At 67.9% G+C, this 18,012-nt stretch carries 14 protein-coding genes and 3 rRNA genes; 8 read left to right on the top strand and 9 right to left on the bottom strand.

Annotated elements, in window-relative coordinates; all coding sequences use genetic code 11:
• The first annotated feature begins 215 nt into the window (after positions 1-215).
• Positions 216-623 (top strand): hypothetical protein, encoded by a 408-nt coding sequence (locus PV789_RS19965; protein ID WP_368045843.1) that lies wholly within the window; start codon positions 216-218, stop codon positions 621-623.
• Positions 624-630: 7 nt separating this feature from the next.
• On the opposite strand, the gene PV789_RS19960 is transcribed toward PV789_RS19965, so the two are convergent.
• The 4 genes from PV789_RS19960 to PV789_RS19945 all read right to left on the bottom strand — a co-directional run bounded on the left by PV789_RS19960 (position 631) and on the right by PV789_RS19945 (position 3,110).
• A complete protein-coding gene (locus PV789_RS19960) occupies positions 631-1,338 on the bottom strand; it encodes a GmrSD restriction endonuclease domain-containing protein (protein WP_274974042.1) in 708 nt (235 codons plus the stop codon).
• Positions 1,339-1,501: 163 nt separating this feature from the next.
• Positions 1,502-1,666, bottom strand: a complete 165-nt coding sequence (locus PV789_RS19955) for a hypothetical protein (protein WP_274974041.1) — start codon at positions 1,664-1,666, stop codon at positions 1,502-1,504.
• A gap of 33 nt (positions 1,667-1,699) precedes the next feature.
• Positions 1,700-2,308, bottom strand: a complete 609-nt coding sequence (locus PV789_RS19950) for a TetR/AcrR family transcriptional regulator (RefSeq protein ID WP_274974040.1) — start codon at positions 2,306-2,308, stop codon at positions 1,700-1,702.
• A complete protein-coding gene (locus tag PV789_RS19945; protein WP_274974039.1) occupies positions 2,301-3,110 on the bottom strand; it encodes an alpha/beta fold hydrolase in 810 nt (269 codons plus the stop codon). The genes PV789_RS19950 and PV789_RS19945 overlap by 8 nt, the downstream gene beginning before the upstream one ends.
• A 255-nt stretch (positions 3,111-3,365) precedes the next feature.
• Here PV789_RS19945 and tyrS point away from each other — a divergent pair, with 255 nt between their 5' ends.
• The 4 genes from tyrS (at position 3,366) to rrf (ending at position 10,616) form a co-directional block, all read left to right on the top strand.
• Complete coding sequence (tyrS, locus tag PV789_RS19940) at positions 3,366-4,664, top strand: tyrosine--tRNA ligase (RefSeq protein ID WP_274974038.1); 1,299 nt, start codon at positions 3,366-3,368, stop codon at positions 4,662-4,664.
• Positions 4,665-5,423: 759 nt separating this feature from the next.
• Positions 5,424-6,956 (top strand): 16S ribosomal RNA (locus PV789_RS19935).
• Positions 6,957-7,298: 342 nt separating this feature from the next.
• Positions 7,299-10,396 (top strand): 23S ribosomal RNA (locus PV789_RS19930).
• 104 nt (positions 10,397-10,500) lie between these two features.
• Positions 10,501-10,616 (top strand): 5S ribosomal RNA (rrf, locus tag PV789_RS19925).
• Together the 16S, 23S and 5S rRNA genes form the textbook arrangement of a ribosomal RNA operon.
• Positions 10,617-10,953: 337 nt before the next feature.
• Here the strand turns inward: rrf and PV789_RS19920 are convergent.
• A complete protein-coding gene (locus tag PV789_RS19920; RefSeq protein ID WP_274974037.1) occupies positions 10,954-11,868 on the bottom strand; it encodes a hypothetical protein in 915 nt (304 codons plus the stop codon).
• Between the two features lie 15 nt (positions 11,869-11,883).
• Between PV789_RS19920 and PV789_RS19915 the strand changes: the two genes are divergently transcribed.
• Together PV789_RS19915 and PV789_RS19910 are read left to right on the top strand one after the other, a co-directional pair.
• The gene (locus PV789_RS19915) at positions 11,884-12,573 is read left to right on the top strand and encodes a hypothetical protein (protein WP_274974036.1); all 690 of its coding nucleotides are present in this window, start codon (positions 11,884-11,886) and stop codon (positions 12,571-12,573) included.
• Positions 12,574-12,638: 65 nt separating this feature from the next.
• On the top strand, positions 12,639-13,061 hold the full coding sequence (locus PV789_RS19910; RefSeq protein ID WP_274974035.1) for an NUDIX hydrolase: 423 nt from the start codon (positions 12,639-12,641) through the stop codon (positions 13,059-13,061).
• On the opposite strand, the gene PV789_RS19905 is transcribed toward PV789_RS19910, so the two are convergent.
• Together PV789_RS19905 and PV789_RS19900 are read right to left on the bottom strand one after the other, a co-directional pair.
• The gene (locus tag PV789_RS19905) at positions 13,051-13,986 is read right to left on the bottom strand and encodes a GNAT family N-acetyltransferase (protein WP_274974034.1); all 936 of its coding nucleotides are present in this window, start codon (positions 13,984-13,986) and stop codon (positions 13,051-13,053) included. The genes PV789_RS19910 and PV789_RS19905 overlap by 11 nt on opposite strands.
• 155 nt (positions 13,987-14,141) lie before the next feature.
• A complete protein-coding gene (locus PV789_RS19900; RefSeq protein WP_274978190.1) occupies positions 14,142-15,140 on the bottom strand; it encodes an MBL fold metallo-hydrolase in 999 nt (332 codons plus the stop codon).
• Positions 15,141-15,464: 324 nt separating this feature from the next.
• Between PV789_RS19900 and PV789_RS19895 the strand changes: the two genes are divergently transcribed.
• The gene (locus tag PV789_RS19895; RefSeq protein ID WP_274974033.1) at positions 15,465-15,893 is read left to right on the top strand and encodes a single-stranded DNA-binding protein; all 429 of its coding nucleotides are present in this window, start codon (positions 15,465-15,467) and stop codon (positions 15,891-15,893) included.
• 17 nt (positions 15,894-15,910) lie between these two features.
• Here the strand turns inward: PV789_RS19895 and PV789_RS19890 are convergent, their stop codons facing one another.
• Complete coding sequence (locus PV789_RS19890) at positions 15,911-16,918, bottom strand: HAD-IIA family hydrolase (RefSeq protein ID WP_274974032.1); 1,008 nt, start codon at positions 16,916-16,918, stop codon at positions 15,911-15,913.
• Between the two features lie 152 nt (positions 16,919-17,070).
• On the bottom strand, positions 17,071-17,877 hold the full coding sequence (locus PV789_RS19885; RefSeq protein ID WP_274974031.1) for an AAC(3) family N-acetyltransferase: 807 nt from the start codon (positions 17,875-17,877) through the stop codon (positions 17,071-17,073).
• Positions 17,878-18,012 lie beyond the last annotated feature (135 nt).

Below are 18,012 nucleotides of genomic sequence, written 5' to 3'. Positions count from 1 at the left end.
CCCCGCGCGTGTCGACGGGGGTTTTCCACAGGTTCGAGGACACTCTGGTAGGGGCCTCCGCGGCGTCCCACCATAAGAAGTGGCGGCGGTGCGGGAGGGTCCCGCTACCGCCGCCGGAGGTGACCATGCGTGTTCTCCGGTGGGTCGCGGCGGTCCTCGCCGCCGCGCTCGCACTCGTCGCGGCCCCGGCCGCAGCCAGCCCACGAGGGGGAGAGTTGGACGGATTCACCATCGGGCACCTGCCCGACCAGATCGACGACCAGACCTCGGTCTCCGACTTCGACTACGAGTGGGGCGGCGTGTCCTTCTCCAGCCGGGTGTGGGAGACGACCCTGGAGGGGGGAGGGGCCAGGGTGGTCCTCCAGGTCCTGGTCATGCGCGGCGACAGGCTCACCGACCTGTCCGCCGTCCGCGGCTTCCTGACCGAGTACCACGAGCGCTCACCCGACTGGGAGCTCACCGAGTTCGACAACAACGGCCACACCGCCCTGCACGGCGAGACCGAGGCGTTCTGGACGCCCTTCAGGGGGGTGGCGGTGGAGGTCCGCGACGCCTTCGGCCTCGTCGGCCAGAAGGAACTCCTGACCACCGCACGGGGCGTCAGAGCCGCCAACCCCGCCTGAACCGGCCTCAGCAGCCCGAGAGCACCTCGCGCAGCGCCGCCTCCTCGTCCGGGTCCACGGTCAGGTCCCACACGTGCTTGACCTCGATCCACGAGACCACGTAGTCGCAGTGCGAGGACTCCAACGGCGGCAGCCAGTCCGCCGGATCGGCGTCGCCCTTGGACCGGTTGGTCGAAGCGCTCACCGCCCACAGCTGGGAGGAGTCCAGGTCGTTGGCGAAGTGCCCGCGCTCCTCGGTCGTCCACGCGTGGGCGCCCGAGCGCCAGCCCTCCTTCAGGGCCACCATGTGGTCGATGTCCAGGTCCTCCGCCTCGGTCAGGGTCTCCCCGTCATAGGGGCTGTACCAGGAACCCGACACCGGTTGGCAGTCGTCGTCGACCCGCACGTCCTCTCCGTCGCGCAGCAGGACCACCTGACGGGTGGTGCAGTTGTCCTGTACACCGCTGTCCCAGTGGGGGAAGAGCGCCCTGTCGTACCCCGGCGGGTCGCTCTCCTCCTCCACCCGCAACTCCTCCATCCACTGCCGGGCCTGCTCCACCGACGAGGAGGCGCCGCCGTCCCCGGGCGCGGACGAACCGTCGTCCCGGGGTTCGGCGGTGCGCTCGGGGTCCGGTTCGATCACTCCCAGCTGGTACAGCACGAACGCGGCGACGGCGAGGACGCCGACAACGGCGGTCACCAGACCACCGATCTTCGACGCGGCCTTCTTGGGCATCAGGGGCTCCACAACGGGTCGGGCGCCACGCGCGGACGGCGCGCGGTCGTCCCCACCAGCTTGGCCCATGCCGGGCAGGGCCGTAACACCGCTCCGAGCCAGGTGTTGCTCACCAGGAGCCGCACCGAGAGGGGAGGAGCAACCGAGAGGGGAGAGGGAAACATCAGGACGCGAGGAGGTCGGACACGAAGGAGCCCACCAGCAGCAGTCCTCCAACCGCGCTGTGGTGCCGTGCCCGCACGCGGTCCGGCTGGACCCTGAGCGTTCGCCAGGCGTACAGGACCGTGCCCGCCGACACCGGCGCGCCCTCCACCACGGCCGCCGCCACCGGCGTCTCCCACAACCCCGGGCCCGGCACCGCCTACCCCTTCCCCGTGTCCCCGTGCGCCGCAGCCGCGCCGGGCACCGTGTCCGGCCACTCCTGGAAGGCGCGCACGAACCCCTCCACCAGCAGCCCGTAGGACTGGTCCACGTCCTCGGGCAGGCCGAAGCCGCCGCGCGTCTCCAGGTCCACGAACCCGTGCAGCGAACTGCGCAGCGCCCGGATCGCGTGCACGGCCTGCTCATCGGCGATGCCGAACCCGCGCAGGACGGCGGCCAGGACCCGTACCGGGTCGGTGACCAGCTCGGCCTCGGCCCCGGCCAGCACCGGCAGCTGCTGCAGGGCCGCGTAGCGTCCCGGATGGGCGTGCGCGTAGCGGCGGTAGGCGTCGGCCGTCGCGCGCAGCGCCTCTGGACCGGAACGGCCCACGGCGGCGCGCTGCACCTGCTCACCGATCCCGTTCGCGCCCAGCAGCGCCACTTCCCGGCGCAGCCCCACCAGTCCGTCGACGTGCTTGTACAGACTGGGCGTGGCCACTCCGAGCCGTTTGGCGACCGCGGCCAGGGACAGGGAGTCGAACCCCTCCTCGTCGCAGAACCGCGCCGCCTCCTCCGCCACCACCGCCGGGGACAGCCCCGCCCTAGGCACCGGCCACCACCTCCCGGAGCAGTGCCTGAACGGCGGGCACGACCACGTCGGGCCGCTGCGCCTGGGCGTAGTGGCCGCACTCGGGCACCATCAGCACCGAGCCCCCGACCACGGAGGCCACGTGGTCGGCATGGGCGCGCGGGTCCTTCCAATCGGGGTCCTGCTCACCCATGACCACCACGGCCCGGGCCCGCACCCCCTCGGTGTCGGCGACGGTCTCGTTGGGCGCGTGGATCGTCCGGTACACGGCGTGGTAGCGGTCGGCCGGACGCAGCATTCCCAGGACGAGTTCCAGCTGGCGCCGGTGCCCCTCGGGCCTGCGGCCGGTGTGCAAGCGGTCGTAGACGGCGGTCAGGGCGCGGGGACCCCAGGGACGCAGCAGAAGGAGTCGCAGGCCGAGACGGGCGAACGGGCCGAGGGAGGGCGGGCCCAGGGCCGGGCCGAGCAGGGCGACGCCGGCCACCAGGTCGGGCCGCTCCTTGGCCGCGATGGCGGCGGCACCCGCGCCGAGGGAGTTGCCCACGATGACCACGTCTTCTCCGCCCAGCTCCTCGGCGAGGGCGAGGGCGTCGGTGGCCGCCGCGCGGCTGGTGTGGTCGTCGAAGGTGGTGTCGCTGTCGCCGTGGCCGCGCAGGTCCATGGCGGCGACCCGGTACCCGCCCTCGGCCAGGCCCGCGCCGACGAAGCGGAAGGAGTGGCGGTGGTCGAACATGCCGGGTACGCAGACTACGAGCGGGCCGGTGTTGTCGGTTCCGTAGAGGTCGTAGGCGATCCGTCCCTGTGGACGTGTGAGGTGGTGCATCGTGTTCTCCCTGCCGATTGGCTTTCCCTGATAACCAGAAAGCTAATGTCATTAGCCAAACAGGTCAAGGGGCCCGGGCCGGGTTCTTCGGAGGAGGCGGTGGCCGCGGCGGGCCGAGGCCGCGCGATCTATGCCCTCACCACAGCCGATAGCGTGGGAAGGCCGGAAAACCGGATGGCTTTCCACCACGTCCGACCTACACTCCAAGGCAGATCGAGCCCCGTGGGGCCTGCCTACACAACAGAGAGCAACACAGTGACCGACATCATCGACGAACTCCAGTGGCGCGGCCTGCTCGCGCAGACGACCGACCTTGACGCACTGCGCAAGGCGCTCGCCGATGGTCCGATCACCCTGTATTGCGGATTCGACCCGACGGCGGGCAGCCTGCACGTGGGCCACCTCACCCAGATCCTGACCCTGGCCCGCTTCCAGCAGGCGGGGCACCGCCCGATCGCGCTGGTCGGCGGCGGCACCGGTCTCATCGGCGACCCCAAGCCCAACGCCGAGCGCCAGCTCAACTCGCTGGAGACCGTGCGGGGCTGGGTCGACAACCTGGGCGGGCAGCTGTCCGCGTTCCTGCGCTTCACCCCCGAGGGCGAGCAGCCGGAGCCGACCGACGCCGTCCTGGCCAACAACGCCGACTGGCTCGGGGAGATCAACGCCATCGAGCTGCTGCGCGACGTCGGCAAGCACTTCAGCGTCAACCAGATGCTCGCCAGGGAGACGGTGCGGAGCCGGCTCGACGGCGAGGGCATGAGCTACACCGAGTTCAGCTACGTGCTCCTTCAGTCCTACGACTACGTCCAGCTCTACCGCCGCTTCGGCTGCACGTTGCAGACCGGCGGTTCCGACCAGTGGGGCAACATCACCGCGGGCCTGGACCTGGTCCGCAGGATGGACGGAAACGAGCCGCACGGCCAGGCGCACGGGCTGACCACCAACCTGCTCACCAAGGCCGACGGCACCAAGTTCGGCAAGACGGAGTCCGGCAGTGTCTGGCTCGACCCCGAGCTGACCTCGCCGTACGCCTTCTACCAGTTCTGGTTCAACGCCGACGACCGCGACGTGGTCCGCTACCTGAAGACCTTCAGCTTCCGCGACCGCGACGAGATCGAGGAACTGGAGCGCCAGACCGAGGAGCGTCCGCAGGCCCGCGCCGCCCAGCGCGTCCTTGCCGAGGACCTCACCGTCCTCGTGCACGGCGAGGAGGAGTGCCGCAAGGTCAAGGAGGCCAGCCTGGCGCTGTTCGGCCGCGCGGACCTGTCCGACCTGGACTCCCGCACGCTCGACGCCGCCCTGGCCGAGGTGCCCCGGGCCGAGGTCGACGGTCCCGTCGACGGGCTGCTCGTGACCGACGCGTTCGCGCAGAGCGGCCTGACGCCGAGCAAGTCCGCGGCCCGCCGCGCTATCCAGGAGGGCGGGGCCTACGTGAACAACGTCAAGGTCACCGACGTGGAGGCCGTGCTCCGCCCCGAGGACGTGCTCCAGGGACGCTTCGTCGTGCTGCGCAAGGGCAAGCGCAACATCGGCGGCCTGGTCCTCAACGGCTGACGTGCCGCTCCGCGGGCCGGTGTCCGCCACCGGCCCGCGGAGCAGCCGGAGTCCGACGGGCACCGACGGGTTTCGAGCGGGAATCTTCCGGGCAGGATGCCCGTTGTCTGAACAAAAGCCGACGTAACAGCGCGGACCCGGTGTGAGCACCGCGCACGTCACAGGGGCCTGAACAAGCCGTCCGACAGGGGCGACAGAGCCCCGGAGCGCGCGGTTGATGCGCGTACCGGGCTCCGGCTTGACGTCTGCCCCCGCCCTCCCTATACTCGAACAAGTCGCTGCGGGACGGTGAGAGGCCTTCGGGCCGACTCGGAACCGGACCGGGTCCGGCGACACCCCTCCTCCTCTCAACCGAACCGGTTCGAGCACTGCTCTTCATCGGCTAGGCTTCGGGAGGCGCTTCCAAGGAAACACGGAAGCGAAACAGGAAACGGGCTTTACCCCGATCAGAAAAACCACAAACCGCCGATTTGGCGGGGCGCGGAACACCTGATAAAGTAAAGACACAACAAAGCGGAAACGCACAACGCCTTCGGCGGAAAAGCTCACAGCAGCTTGTACACGAAGAGCGGTTGTTTCTTGAGAACTCAACAGCGCGTGTTTGATTTTCTTTAAGCCATGTTTGTTTTGGCCCCGTCACACAGAACCATTCCGGTTCGTGTGCGGAGGTTCCTTTGATTAGCCGGGGTAACCCGGTTGGTCAGGATTACTTCTAGGTTTACCCGCCCAGGCCTCACGGCCGGGTCGGGTTGAGTGACCTTTATGGAGAGTTTGATCCTGGCTCAGGACGAACGCTGGCGGCGTGCTTAACACATGCAAGTCGAGCGGTAAGGCCCTTCGGGGTACACGAGCGGCGAACGGGTGAGTAACACGTGAGCAACCTGCCCCTGACTCCGGGATAAGCGGTGGAAACGCCGTCTAATACCGGATACGACCCGCCACCTCATGGTGGAGGGTGGAAAGTTTTTCGGTCAGGGATGGGCTCGCGGCCTATCAGCTTGTTGGTGGGGTAACGGCCTACCAAGGCGATTACGGGTAGCCGGCCTGAGAGGGCGACCGGCCACACTGGGACTGAGACACGGCCCAGACTCCTGCGGGAGGCAGCAGTGGGGAATATTGCGCAATGGGCGAAAGCCTGACGCAGCGACGCCGCGTGGGGGATGACGGCCTTCGGGTTGTAAACCTCTTTTACCACCAACGCAGGCTCGAAGTTCTCTTCGGGTTGACGGTAGGTGGGGAATAAGGACCGGCTAACTACGTGCCAGCAGCCGCGGTAATACGTAGGGTCCGAGCGTTGTCCGGAATTATTGGGCGTAAAGAGCTCGTAGGCGGCGTGTCGCGTCTGCTGTGAAAGACCGGGGCTTAACTCCGGTTCTGCAGTGGATACGGGCATGCTAGAGGTAGGTAGGGGAGACTGGAATTCCTGGTGTAGCGGTGAAATGCGCAGATATCAGGAGGAACACCGGTGGCGAAGGCGGGTCTCTGGGCCTTACCTGACGCTGAGGAGCGAAAGCATGGGGAGCGAACAGGATTAGATACCCTGGTAGTCCATGCCGTAAACGTTGGGCGCTAGGTGTGGGGACTTTCCACGGTTTCCGCGCCGTAGCTAACGCATTAAGCGCCCCGCCTGGGGAGTACGGCCGCAAGGCTAAAACTCAAAGGAATTGACGGGGGCCCGCACAAGCGGCGGAGCATGTTGCTTAATTCGACGCAACGCGAAGAACCTTACCAAGGTTTGACATCACCCGTGGACTCGCAGAGATGTGAGGTCATTTAGTTGGCGGGTGACAGGTGGTGCATGGCTGTCGTCAGCTCGTGTCGTGAGATGTTGGGTTAAGTCCCGCAACGAGCGCAACCCTTGTTCCATGTTGCCAGCACGTAATGGTGGGGACTCATGGGAGACTGCCGGGGTCAACTCGGAGGAAGGTGGGGATGACGTCAAGTCATCATGCCCCTTATGTCTTGGGCTGCAAACATGCTACAATGGCCGGTACAATGGGCGTGCGATACCGTAAGGTGGAGCGAATCCCTAAAAGCCGGTCTCAGTTCGGATTGGGGTCTGCAACTCGACCCCATGAAGGTGGAGTCGCTAGTAATCGCGGATCAGCAACGCCGCGGTGAATACGTTCCCGGGCCTTGTACACACCGCCCGTCACGTCATGAAAGTCGGCAACACCCGAAACTTGCGGCCTAACCCCTTGTGGGAGGGAGTGAGTGAAGGTGGGGCTGGCGATTGGGACGAAGTCGTAACAAGGTAGCCGTACCGGAAGGTGCGGCTGGATCACCTCCTTTCTAAGGAGTCTTTACAGGCCGGCATTACTTCTACAGCCGGCCGGACTCGAAAGTGGACCCGGCAGCATGACACATCTTCGGGTGTGGGCTGTTCGGGAGTGGCTGAAGATGAATCGAACTTGACCTCGGGCGACTAGAAGCGTCCGGGGGCGCGCTGTTGGGTGTCTGAGGAAACAACCTCCGGCTGGTGGCCTTTGGGCCTGGTCGGGTGTTGGTTCCCGCGGACCGCCTCTGAGAACTCTCGGTTCCTTGCCGTTGTGGCTGAGGATGTGAGTGGTGTTGGGGTATGCGGTTGGTGTTTTGATTTGTGAATAGTGTGCGCGAGCATCTTATTATCTGTAGTGGCCAAGTGATAGTGGCACACGGTGGATGCCTTGGCACCAGGCGCCGATGAAGGACGTGGGAGGCCGCGATAGGCCACGGGGAGCTGTCAACCGAGCTGTGATCCGTGGGTGTCCGAATGGGGAAACCTAGCCCGAGTTGTGTCGGGTTGCCGCCATCTGAATGTATAGGGTGGTTGGTGGTGACGCGGGGAAGTGAAACATCTCAGTACCCGTAGGAAGAGTAAACAACAGTGATTCTCCTAGTAGTGGTGAGCGAACGGGGAAGAGGCTAAACCGTAGGCGTGTGATAGACGGCAGTCGTTGCGTTTGCGGGGTTGTGGGATGCGTCTGTCTGGGTCTGCCGACCTGGAGCGCTGAGTGGTTCTTGTAGCTGAAGCCGTTGGGAAGCGGTACCGGAGTGGGTGAGAGTCCCGTAGGTGTAGGAAGAACCTAGGTGTTGGATGTATTCCCGAGTAGCGCGGAGCCCGTGAAAGTCCGTGTGAATCTGGCAGGACCACCTGCTAAGCCAAAATACGTCCTGGTGACCGATAGTGCACTAGTACCGTGAGGGAAAGGTGAAAAGTGCCCCGGTGAGGGGTCGTGAAATAGTACCTGAAACCGTGTGCTGTCAAGCCGTCAGAGCTGAACTTCGTGTTTGGTGATGGCGTGCCTTTTGAAGAATGAGCCTGCGAGTCATGGTGTGTGGCGAGGTTAACCCGGGTGGGGTAGCCGTAGGGAAACCGAGTCTGAATAGGGCGATTTGAGTCGCATGCTGTGGACCCGAAGCGGAGTGATCTACCCATGTCCAGGGTGAAGCGGGGGTAAGACCTCGTGGAGGCCCGAACCCACCAGGGTTGAAAACCTGGGGGATGAGGTGTGGGTAGGGGTGAAAGGCCAATCAAACTCCGTGATAGCTGGTTCTCCCCGAAATGCATTTAGGTGCAGCGTCGCGTGTTTCTTGCTGGAGGTAGAGCTACTGTTTGGCTGATGGGCCCGACAAGGTTACTGACGTCAGACAAACTCCGAATGCCGGTTAAGTGAAGCGTGGCAGTGAGACTGCGGGGGATAAGCTTCGTAGTCGAGAGGGAAACAGCCCAGATCATCAGCTAAGGCCCCTAAGCGTGTGCTAAGTGGGAAAGGTTGTGGAGTTGCTGAGACAACCAGGAGGTTGGCTTAGAAGCAGCCATCCTTTAAAGAGTGCGTAATAGCTCACTGGTCAAGTGGTTCTGCGCCGATAATGTAGCGGGGCTAAAGCACACCGCCGAAGCTGTGAAGCTCAAGACTAGTTTCTTGGGTTGGTAGGGGAGCGTCGTGCGTCCGGTGAAGCTGCCGAGTGATCGTGTGGTGGAGGGCGTGCGAGTGAGAATGCAGGCATGAGTAGCGAAAGCAACGTGAGAAACGTTGCCGCCGATTGACTAAGGGTTCCTGGGGCAGGTTAATCCGCCCAGGGTGAGTCTGGACCTAAGGCGAGGCCGACAGGCGTAGTCGATGGATAACGGGTTGATATTCCCGTACCCGTGCACGAGCGTCCAGTACTGAATCAGGTGATGCTAACCACGCTGGTGGTCTTGGGTCCCTTCGGGGAGCTTTGACTTACTGGTCTGGGAACCGAGCTTGTAGTAGGTAAGTGATGGGGTGACGCAGGAGGGTAGCTCTACCCGGCGGTGGTTGTCCGGGGGTAAGCGTGTAGGCTGAGAGGTTGGCAAATCCGCCTCTCATGTGAGCTGAGACGTGATGCCGAGCCGTTTTTGGTGAAGTGAGTGATCCCATGCTGTCGAGAAAAGCCTCTAGCGAGTTCGTGTGTGGCCAGTACCCTAAACCGACGCAGGTGGTCAGGTAGAGAATACCGAGGCGTTCGGGTGAACCATGGTTAAGGAACTCGGCAAATTGTCCCCGTAACTTTGGGAGAAGGGGAGCCCTGTCTGGTGACGGATCTTGCATCCTGAGCTGGGTGGGGTCGCAGATAGCGGGGGGAAGCGACTGTTTATTAAAAACACAGGTCCGTGCGAAGTCGTAAGACGCTGTATACGGACTGACGCCTGCCCGGTGCTGGAACGTTAAGAGGACTGGTTAGTGGGGGTTCGCCCCTGCGAAGCTGGGAATCTAAGCGCCAGTAAACGGCGGTGGTAACTATAACCATCCTAAGGTAGCGAAATTCCTTGTCGGGTAAGTTCCGACCTGCACGAATGGCGTAACGACTTCCCCACTGTCTCAACCATGGGCCCGGTGAAATTGCACTACGAGTAAAGATGCTCGTTTCGCGCAGCAGGACGGAAAGACCCCGGGACCTTCACTATAGCTTGACATTGGTGTTTGGGATGGTTTGTGTAGGATAGGTGGGAGCCGGTGAAGCTGTCACGCTAGTGGCGGTGGAGGCGTTGGTGAAATACCACTCTGACTGTTTCGGGCATCTAACTTTGGACCGTGATCCGGTTCGGGGACAGTGTCTGGTGGGTAGTTTAACTGGGGCGGTTGCCTCCCAAAGAGTAACGGAGGCGCCCAAAGGTTCCCTCAGCCTGGTTGGTAATCAGGTGTTGAGTGTAAGTGCACAAGGGAGCTTGACTGTGAGACGGACGTGTCGAGCAGGAGCGAAAGCTGGGACTAGTGATCCGGCACCGGCGTGTGGAAGCGGTGTCGCTCAACGGCTAAAAGGTACCCCGGGGATAACAGGCTGATCTTCCCCAAGAGTCCATATCGACGGGATGGTTTGGCACCTCGATGTCGGCTCGTCGCATCCTGGGGCTGGAGTTGGTCCCAAGGGTTGGGCTGTTCGCCCATTAAAGCGGCACGCGAGCTGGGTTTAGAACGTCGTGAGACAGTTCGGTCCCTATCCGCTGTGCGCGTTGGAGACTTGAGAAGGGCTGTCCCTAGTACGAGAGGACCGGGACGGACGAACCTCTGGTGTGCCAGTTGTCCTGCCAAGGGCATGGCTGGTTGGCTACGTTCGGGAGGGATAACCGCTGAAAGCATCTAAGCGGGAAGCTTGCTTCGAGATGAGGTCTCCTGCCTCCTTGAGGGGGTAAGGCTCCCTATAGACGATGGGGTTGATAGGCCGGGTGTGGAAGCCTTGTGAGGGGTGGAGCTGACCGGTACTAATAGGCCGAGGGCTTGTCCGCTGCAGATAATTGGATGTTCGCGCACACTTTTCACGGAGTTTACTGCTCACTGTGATTCCCTGCCCTGTGGGGGTGGGTGGAGTTGGGTGGGTGGTGTGTGGTTTCCGTGGTGGTTATTGCTGGAGGGTCACACCCGGTCTCTTTCCGAACCCGGTCGTTAAGTCTCTTTGCGCTGATGGTACTGCCCTGTGGTGGGGTGGGAGAGTAGGTCGCTGCCACGGTTTTTCTTGAAGGAGGGGTGGGGTTGCCTGTTAGGGGTGGCCCTGCCTCTCTTTTTTTGTGGGGGTGGGGTGCCTGTTAGGGCGGGTCCGCCCCTTTTTTTTGTGTGGGGGTTTGTGCGTTTGTGAACGTTGGGGTGGGTGTGCGGGGGTGTGGGTGCCTGGGTGGGCCCCCTTGTTTCCAGTCAACCGGATGCGGGCGTGTCGGTGCCAGGGCCTGTTGCGTGCTGTGGACAACCCGATCCGGTGTGCGCAGACGCTGCTGGGAAAGTAGGACCTTGGGCACCTGCGCTCTGGTGATGAGCGGCGACACCATGTCGTAAGCTGGAAGGCACGAGTACTATGACGCGCTGCTACTGCTCAAGGTGGCAGCGCTTTTGATTGTTGACGGACGGGTTGGATGACTGAGGACAGCCGATCGGGAGACCGCGAGGACTCCGGAGCCAACGAGCGCGGCGGTTATCGCTCCGGTGGACCTGGTGGTCGGGGACGCGGTGACGGACCCCGCGCCCGGTCCGGCTACAGCGGTTCCAGAGATGACAGAGGTCGTGACGACCGGCGCGGAGGATACCGCCGGGACGACCGTGACCGCGGGGGTTACCAGGGTCGCGACGAGCGTCGCGGCGGTGGCGGTTTCCGCGGCGGGGACCGTCGGGACGACCGCGGCGGCTTCCGTGGTGAAGGCGGCGGAGAGCGCCGCGACCGCCGTGATGACCGTGGTGGTTTCCGTGGTGGGGACCGCCGTGACGACCGTGGTGGTTTCCGTGGTGGGGACCGCCGTGACGACCGTGGCGGGTTCCGTGGTGGGGACCGCCGCGACGACAGGGGCGGCTACCGCGGCCGGGACGACCGCAGGGATGACCGCCGCGACGACCGGCCGGATGATCGGGGCGGCTTCCGTGGCGGCGACCGCGACCGCGCTGGTTCCCGGGGCCGTGACGACCGCCGTGACGACCGTGGTGGTTTCCGCGGCGGAGAGCGCCGTGACGACCGTCGGGGCGGCGGCTTCCGGGACGGCGGGCGCAGGGACGACCGCCGTGGCGGCGGGTTCCGCGGTCGTGACGACAACAGGGGTGGCGGGTTCCGCGGCCGTGACGACCGGCGCGACGACCGCCGTCCGCCTCGTGAGGACCGCGACCCGGCCGACATCGCGCCCCAGCTCCCGGAGGAGGTCAGCTACTCCCAGCTGGACCCCGAGACCAGGCGTGACCTGCACTCGCTGCCCAAGTCGCTGGCCGAACTCGTCGGCAAGCACATCGTCGCCGCCGGCATGCTCCTGGACGAGGACCCCGAGCGGGCCTACGCCCACGCGGCCTACGCGCGCCGCAAGGCGTCGCGGGTTCCCGGCGTCCGCGAGGCCTCCGGCGTGGCGGCCTACACCGTGGGCAAGTGGCAGGAGGCCCTGTCCGACCTGCGCGCCGCACGCCGGATGAGCGGACGCGACAACTTCCTCGCGATCATGGCCGACAGCGAGCGCGGTCTGGGCCGTCCCGAGCGGGCGCTGGAGATCACCAACGACCCGGCCGCCAAGGACCTGGACTCCGCCGAGCGTATCGAGTTGCGCATCGTCGCCTCCGGGGCCCGCCGGGACATGGGCGACGCCAAGGCAGCCCTGGCCGAACTCCAGGTGCCCGAGCTCAAGGAGCGGCGCGCCCGTCCGTGGGTCGCCCGCCTCTTCTACGCCTACGCCGACGTCCTGGAGGAACTGGGCCGCGAGGACGACGCCCGCGAGTACTTCTCGCGCGCCTCGGCCGTGGACAGCGACGGCGTCACCGACGCCGACGAGCGGCTGGCCGCCCTGGAGGGTATGGAGCTGGTCGACTACGACGCCGAGGACGGCATCGTCTGGACCGACGCCGAGGAGCAGGAACTCCTGGAGGAGCCGGAGGAGGACGCGTCCCCGCGCGACCGCGACCGCGACCGCGGCGAACGGTACCGCGGCCGTGAGGACCGGGACTGAGCCCCTTCCACGGAGCCGGCGGTACCGCACCGCCGGGCGGAGACGCTCCGCTCGGCGGTGCCGTCGTGCGCCTGGGGGCCCTCCCCGAGGCCCACGACTCCGTGGTGTGCCTGACCTACACCGGTGACCGGCCCCTGCTGGTGCGCAACCGGCGCCGGGCCTGGGAGTTTCCCGGCGGGCACGCCGAACCGGGGGAGACCCTCCAGGACACCGCGCGCCGTGAGGCCCGGGAGGAGGCCGGCGCCACCCTCGGCGACATCAGCGCCGTCGGTCACTACGTGCTCTCCGGCGGTCACGTCACGGTGGTCACCCACGCGCGGGTGACCGCGCTGGCCCCGCTGACCGGGGAGTTCGAGACCGTGGAGGTGCGGGCCTTCGACGTCCTGCCCTCCGACGACGAACTCTCCTGGGCGGACGGACTCTACGCCCACCTGCTCCGGGAGCTGGGGCTGCCCGGAGCGCCGCCGAGGCTCTCCGCTAACCCCTGAGCCGCCGGACGTAGACGGTCTCGGAACCGACCGGGGCGTAGCCGAGCCGCCGGTTCGCGGCCAGCATCGGCGCGTTGTCCTCGTGGTTGCCGGTGTAGGCGTAGCGCATGCCCCGTTCACGCGCCCGGTGCAGTGCCGCGGCCTTGGCGTACCCGGCCAGACCGCGCCCCCGGAACTCGCGCAGGGCGCCGGTCATGGACGACTCCATCCGGGTCTCCCCGTCGCTGACGTAGCAGGTGATGGCGGCCGGTACGCCCTCGACCAGCGCCAACAGGGACAGGTCCGGTGCGCGGAGCGGATGCTGCCACACGTCCTTGCGCCACCCCTCGTAGGAGGGGAACCAGGAGTCCGCGCCCGGCTCGTCCAGGCTGGCCAGCCTGTCGACCTCGTAGATCTCGCGCGGGTCGTCGGCGTAGTCGCTGAACGGCCGCAGTTCGACGCCCTCGGGTGCTCTCGGCGGGTCGGTGAGCGCGGCCAGGTCCAGGCCCAGGACGAGGTTGGTGTCCTCCGGGGTGTATCCCCGTTCCAGCACCGTCCGCCGGAAGGCCTCACCTCCGGCCTGGACGTCCTCCTCGGCGGCCTCGGCCCGCAGCACCTCGGCCCCGCCCTCGACGAGGTGGCGCTCCGAGGCGTCCAGCAGGCGCGCGCCCACGTCCGTGTCCCGGTGGGAGGCGGCGACCGTGGCGAGGAGGGACCGACCGCTGCGGGGGCCCTCGCCGTCGCGGCGCAGCGCGGAGCGCAGGAAGCCCACCGGGACCCCGTCCTCCACCGCCAGCAGAGTGGTCTCGCGCATGCCGGGCCGGGGGTTCTCCGCCCGCCAGCGCATCGCTTCCGCGGTCAGCACGCGGCAGGGGTGGACGGCGCGCAGGAGGGCGAGGACCAGGGGGATGTCGGCCCGCTCCATGGGGCGGATCTGAGTCGTCATGGGGTGAGACTAGGTCCGGGGTCCGGCGGGTGCACCCGGTTTTCCCGCGGGCCGAGCGCCGCGTCCGGCGGCCGCGAGTCCGCTCCGCGCCTCGGCGTCGGAGCGCGGACGTCCGCGCTCCGACGCCGGGGACCGCGAGGGCCGTCCGGGACCGTTCAGGAGCGCTCCTCCTCCGTCCGGGCCTCGGCCTGCTCCCGGGCGAGCCGGTCCAGCCAGTGCACGATGCCGGACACGTTGGCCTCCGCGCCGCTGAGGGTGTCCAGGATCGCGGCTGACTCCGCGGGCACCTCCGGCGGCATCGGCGCGTAGCGCGAGACCACCTTGTCGCGCACCATGGCGATCGCGTGGTCCAGGTCGCCGGTGCTGCCGTGGGACTCGCGCACCGTCTCCACCCACAGCCGCAGCTCGGACTCGGCCCGGTCGAGGGTCTCGGGGACCGAGGTGACCGCGCCGAAGTGGGAGAACATCAGCCGCTGGGCGTCGATGTCCCCGAACAGCCGCAGGGTGCGCAGGCACGCCTCCATGTCGAAGTCCGGCGGTGGCGTGGCCGGGCTGACCTCTCCGGTGAGGGGCTTGTACACGCCCAGTGCGTCGCCGACGTACAGGTCGCCGGTGAGGGTGTCGACCAGGCCCATGTGGTGCTTGGCGTGGCCGGGGGCGTAGTGGGTCACCAGTCGGCGTCCGCCGCCCAGGTCGATCTCCCCCGTCTCGGCCACCGAACGGATACGGGACGCCTCGGTGGGGTTCATCCGTCCGAACAGGCTGTCCAGACGGTCGCCCCACACCATCTCGGCGCTGCGCATCAGCCTGCTCGGGTCGGCCAGGTGGCGGGCGCCGCGCTCGTGCACGACGATCTCGGCGTTGGGGAACAGGGCGGCCATGTCGCCGGTACCGCCCGCGTGGTCGAGGTGGATGTGGGTGACCACGATGGTGGCCAGGTCCGCGGGGGCCAGTCCGAGGCGGGTGACGGCCTCGTGCAGGACCCGCGCGGAACCGGCGGTGCCGACCTCGACGACGCAGGGCCGTTGGGAGCGGATGAGGTAGCTCGACACGATCCCCGGGTATCCGGCGAGCATCGTGTCGATGGCGAAGATGTCGTCGCCCAGCGGGGTGATCCCCTCGGGCAGACCGCTCACGTCCACGTCGTCGTGCACTGCAAGCACCCCTGTTCCTCGGTCGTCGTGGGGTTCGGCGGGGCCGAACCGGACAGGATCCGACTCTAGGACAAGGGTGTCACGGCTGGTCGGGGCGGGGCCGGCCCGGTCCCCGCCGGAGGGGGCGCGGCGCGCGGCCGGCGCCGGGGCGGGTTGTCCACAGCCTCACAGCGGGCCTTTCGCCGGGACCTTCGCCGGGGGATCCTGGTGGGAGAGCGCACGCCCCCACCGCACGCGGATGGCCGGACCGTCGGTTCCCGGCCCCGCGACCCTGCTTCGCGTCGCGCCCGTCTCCTCACTCTCCACCCATGGGAGGACGTCCACATGCAGCAGGAGTCCGCGGTCGCCCCGAGCCGGACCGCCCCCGACACCCCGTCCCCGCGGCAGGACCCGTGTGAGTCCGAGCACCGCAACGAGATCCTCGTGGCCGGGCGGATCACCGCCCGTCCCCTCATCCGCGAGCTGCCCAGCGGCGACCGGTTGGCCACGTGGCGGGTCTGTGTGGCCCGCACCCACGACAGCCGCTACCGCGGACGCCGGTCCGACTCGATCACCTGCACCAGTTTCGACCGCGACCTGCACGAGGGGATCCGCGCCTGGCGGCTGGGCGACGTGGTCCGGATGACCGGGGAGCTGCGCCGCCGCACCTGGAGGGGCCGGGAGGGCGTACGCAGCGTGTGCGAGGTGGAGGTCAGGGCCGCCACCCTGGTCCGGGCCGCCGACGGCCCCGAGCCCGGGGCGGTGCGGCGGTGAGGGCCCGCCGCGTGGGCTCACCAGCCCAGGCGGGACAGCGCCTCGCGTGCGGCGGGGCCGGACGGGTCCGCCGCACGGTCCGCCCAGACCGCCGCGCACAGTGCGCGCAGCCCGTCCAGCCGGTCCCCTGCCCCCTCGATACGCGGTGCGCCGCCGGTGACGGTCACCGTCCACCCCGCGCAGCGGGTGCGGTCGCCCTCGCGGACGACGGCCGGGTGCGTGTGGTTCATGCCCGACAGGTCCCACGCCAGGTAGCTGGGGCGCTGGTGCTCGGGTGCGGCGAGGGCGTCCATCGGGGTGGCCACCCCCGTCAGCACGAGCATCCCGGCCGCGCCGTGCGCGGTCGCGCCCTCGATGTCGGTGTCCAGCCGGTCGCCCACGATGAGGGGGTTGCGCGCTCCGGTGCGCAGGATGCCCTCCTCGTGCAGCGGACGCATGGGCTTTCCGGCGACGACGGGTTCGACCCCGGTGGCGTTGGCGATGACCCGGACGAAGGACCCGTTGCCGGGCGTCAGACCCCACTCGCTGGGCGCGGTGGCGTCGTTGTTGCTGGCCACGTAGAACGCGCCGCGCCGGACCGCGACCGTGCCCTGGTCGAGCAGGTCGCGGGTCATGTGCCGGGAGTAGCCCTGCACCACGGCCACCACCGAGGGGCTGTCCACCGACACCGGGCGCAGCCCCATCCTGCGCACCGCCTGGCGCAGCGCGGTGTCGCCCACCACCAGTACGTCCGAGCCCGCGGGGTGGCGTTCGCCCACCAGGCGGGCGGCGGCCTCGGCGGAGGTCACCACGTCCTCGGGGGCGGCGCCCACGCCCAGTTCGGTCAGGTGCTCGGCGATGCGCGCCGGGGTGCGCCCGGCGTTGTTGGTCACGAACGCCACCCGGGCTCCGGCGGCCCGCGCCTTGCCCACCGCCTCCGGTGCCGCCGGTACGGCCCGCGGGCCGATGTAGACCACCCCGTCCAGGTCCAGGAGCATCGCGTCGTGGATCTCGTTCAGGGGGCGGGCTGCGGCGAGCAGGGACATGGCGGAGAACCCGTTCCGTGTGATGGCGGTGGTCGTCTCCCAGGCTATGGCGCGGGCCCGCTCGGCCGGGACCGTCCGCCCGGGGCCGGGGTGTGCGCTGCGTCGCTGGCCCGCCGGTACGGCCGCGGGCGCCGGGCGCCCCGGGACGGGGATCACCTGTCCCGGTTCACGGTCATCCAGCTGGACGCGAAGGCCACCGCCCCGGGGAGGGAGAACAGCCGCGCGGTGGCCTCGCCCACGCGGCCCGAGGTCACGGCCCCGGTGCTCTCGAAGTCGGCGCCCAGCCGTGCGAAGTCCCCCTCGTCCAGGAGCACGTCGGTGAAGGCCACCCACTCCCGGCCGCCGTCCGGGGTCAGGACCGCGCATCCGGAGCGCTCCGGGCGGGGCCGCGGGACGCGGTACTCGGCCAGGTGGAAGGCGGTGCAGGAGTCGAACCCCGTGCCCAGCAGCAGGACCTTGGCCCGGACGCGTTCCAGTGCGGCGAGCGGGGAGTCCTCGCCCAGGCGGCAGCCGACCGGGTGGTGCGCCATGAGGTCGCGGGCGAGGGGGCCCAGGGCGGCGAAGGAGGTCTGCGGGTTCGCGCTGCGAACCGCTCCCGGCCAGGTGCGCACCATCTCCGGGACGCGGCCCACGTACCTGCTCGGTGTCAGGCGCGGGTCGAACCCGGGCGCCTGCGCGCGGATGACCGGCCACCAGTCCTCGGTGACCGGGGGGCCGCGCCACCCGGCGGGGTCGGTGTTGTCCATGGTCTGGGTGGGCACGACGAGCGTTCCCCCGGAGCCGACGGCGTCCATGAGGGCCTGCACGAGGGCCTGCTCACCACCGCACACCCAGCCCAGCGCGCTGAGGGAGGAGTGCACCAGGAGGGTGTCGGCGGGCGCTACCCCCAGCGCGGTCAGGTCGAGGGCCAGGGAGGCCCGGGTCTGCGGTCGGCCGGGGTTCTGCGCTCGGGCGGGCACGCTGGGCACTCCTCGGCTGGAAGGGAACGGAGCAGATCACCATGGGTACAGCAGGCGGTCGGTGCCGGGCCAGTGGATATCGGGCGGTCGGGGCCGGGGGAGGCGCGCCGGGGGCGGGGGGTGGGGAGAACCCCA

It is taken from the genome of Nocardiopsis camelliae (assembly GCF_028993595.1).
Taxonomy (GTDB): Bacteria; Actinomycetota; Actinomycetes; order Streptosporangiales; family Streptosporangiaceae; genus Nocardiopsis; species Nocardiopsis dassonvillei.
The sequence above is the reverse complement of the archived record's forward strand: the minus strand, read 5'-3'. Positions and strand labels throughout refer to the sequence as shown.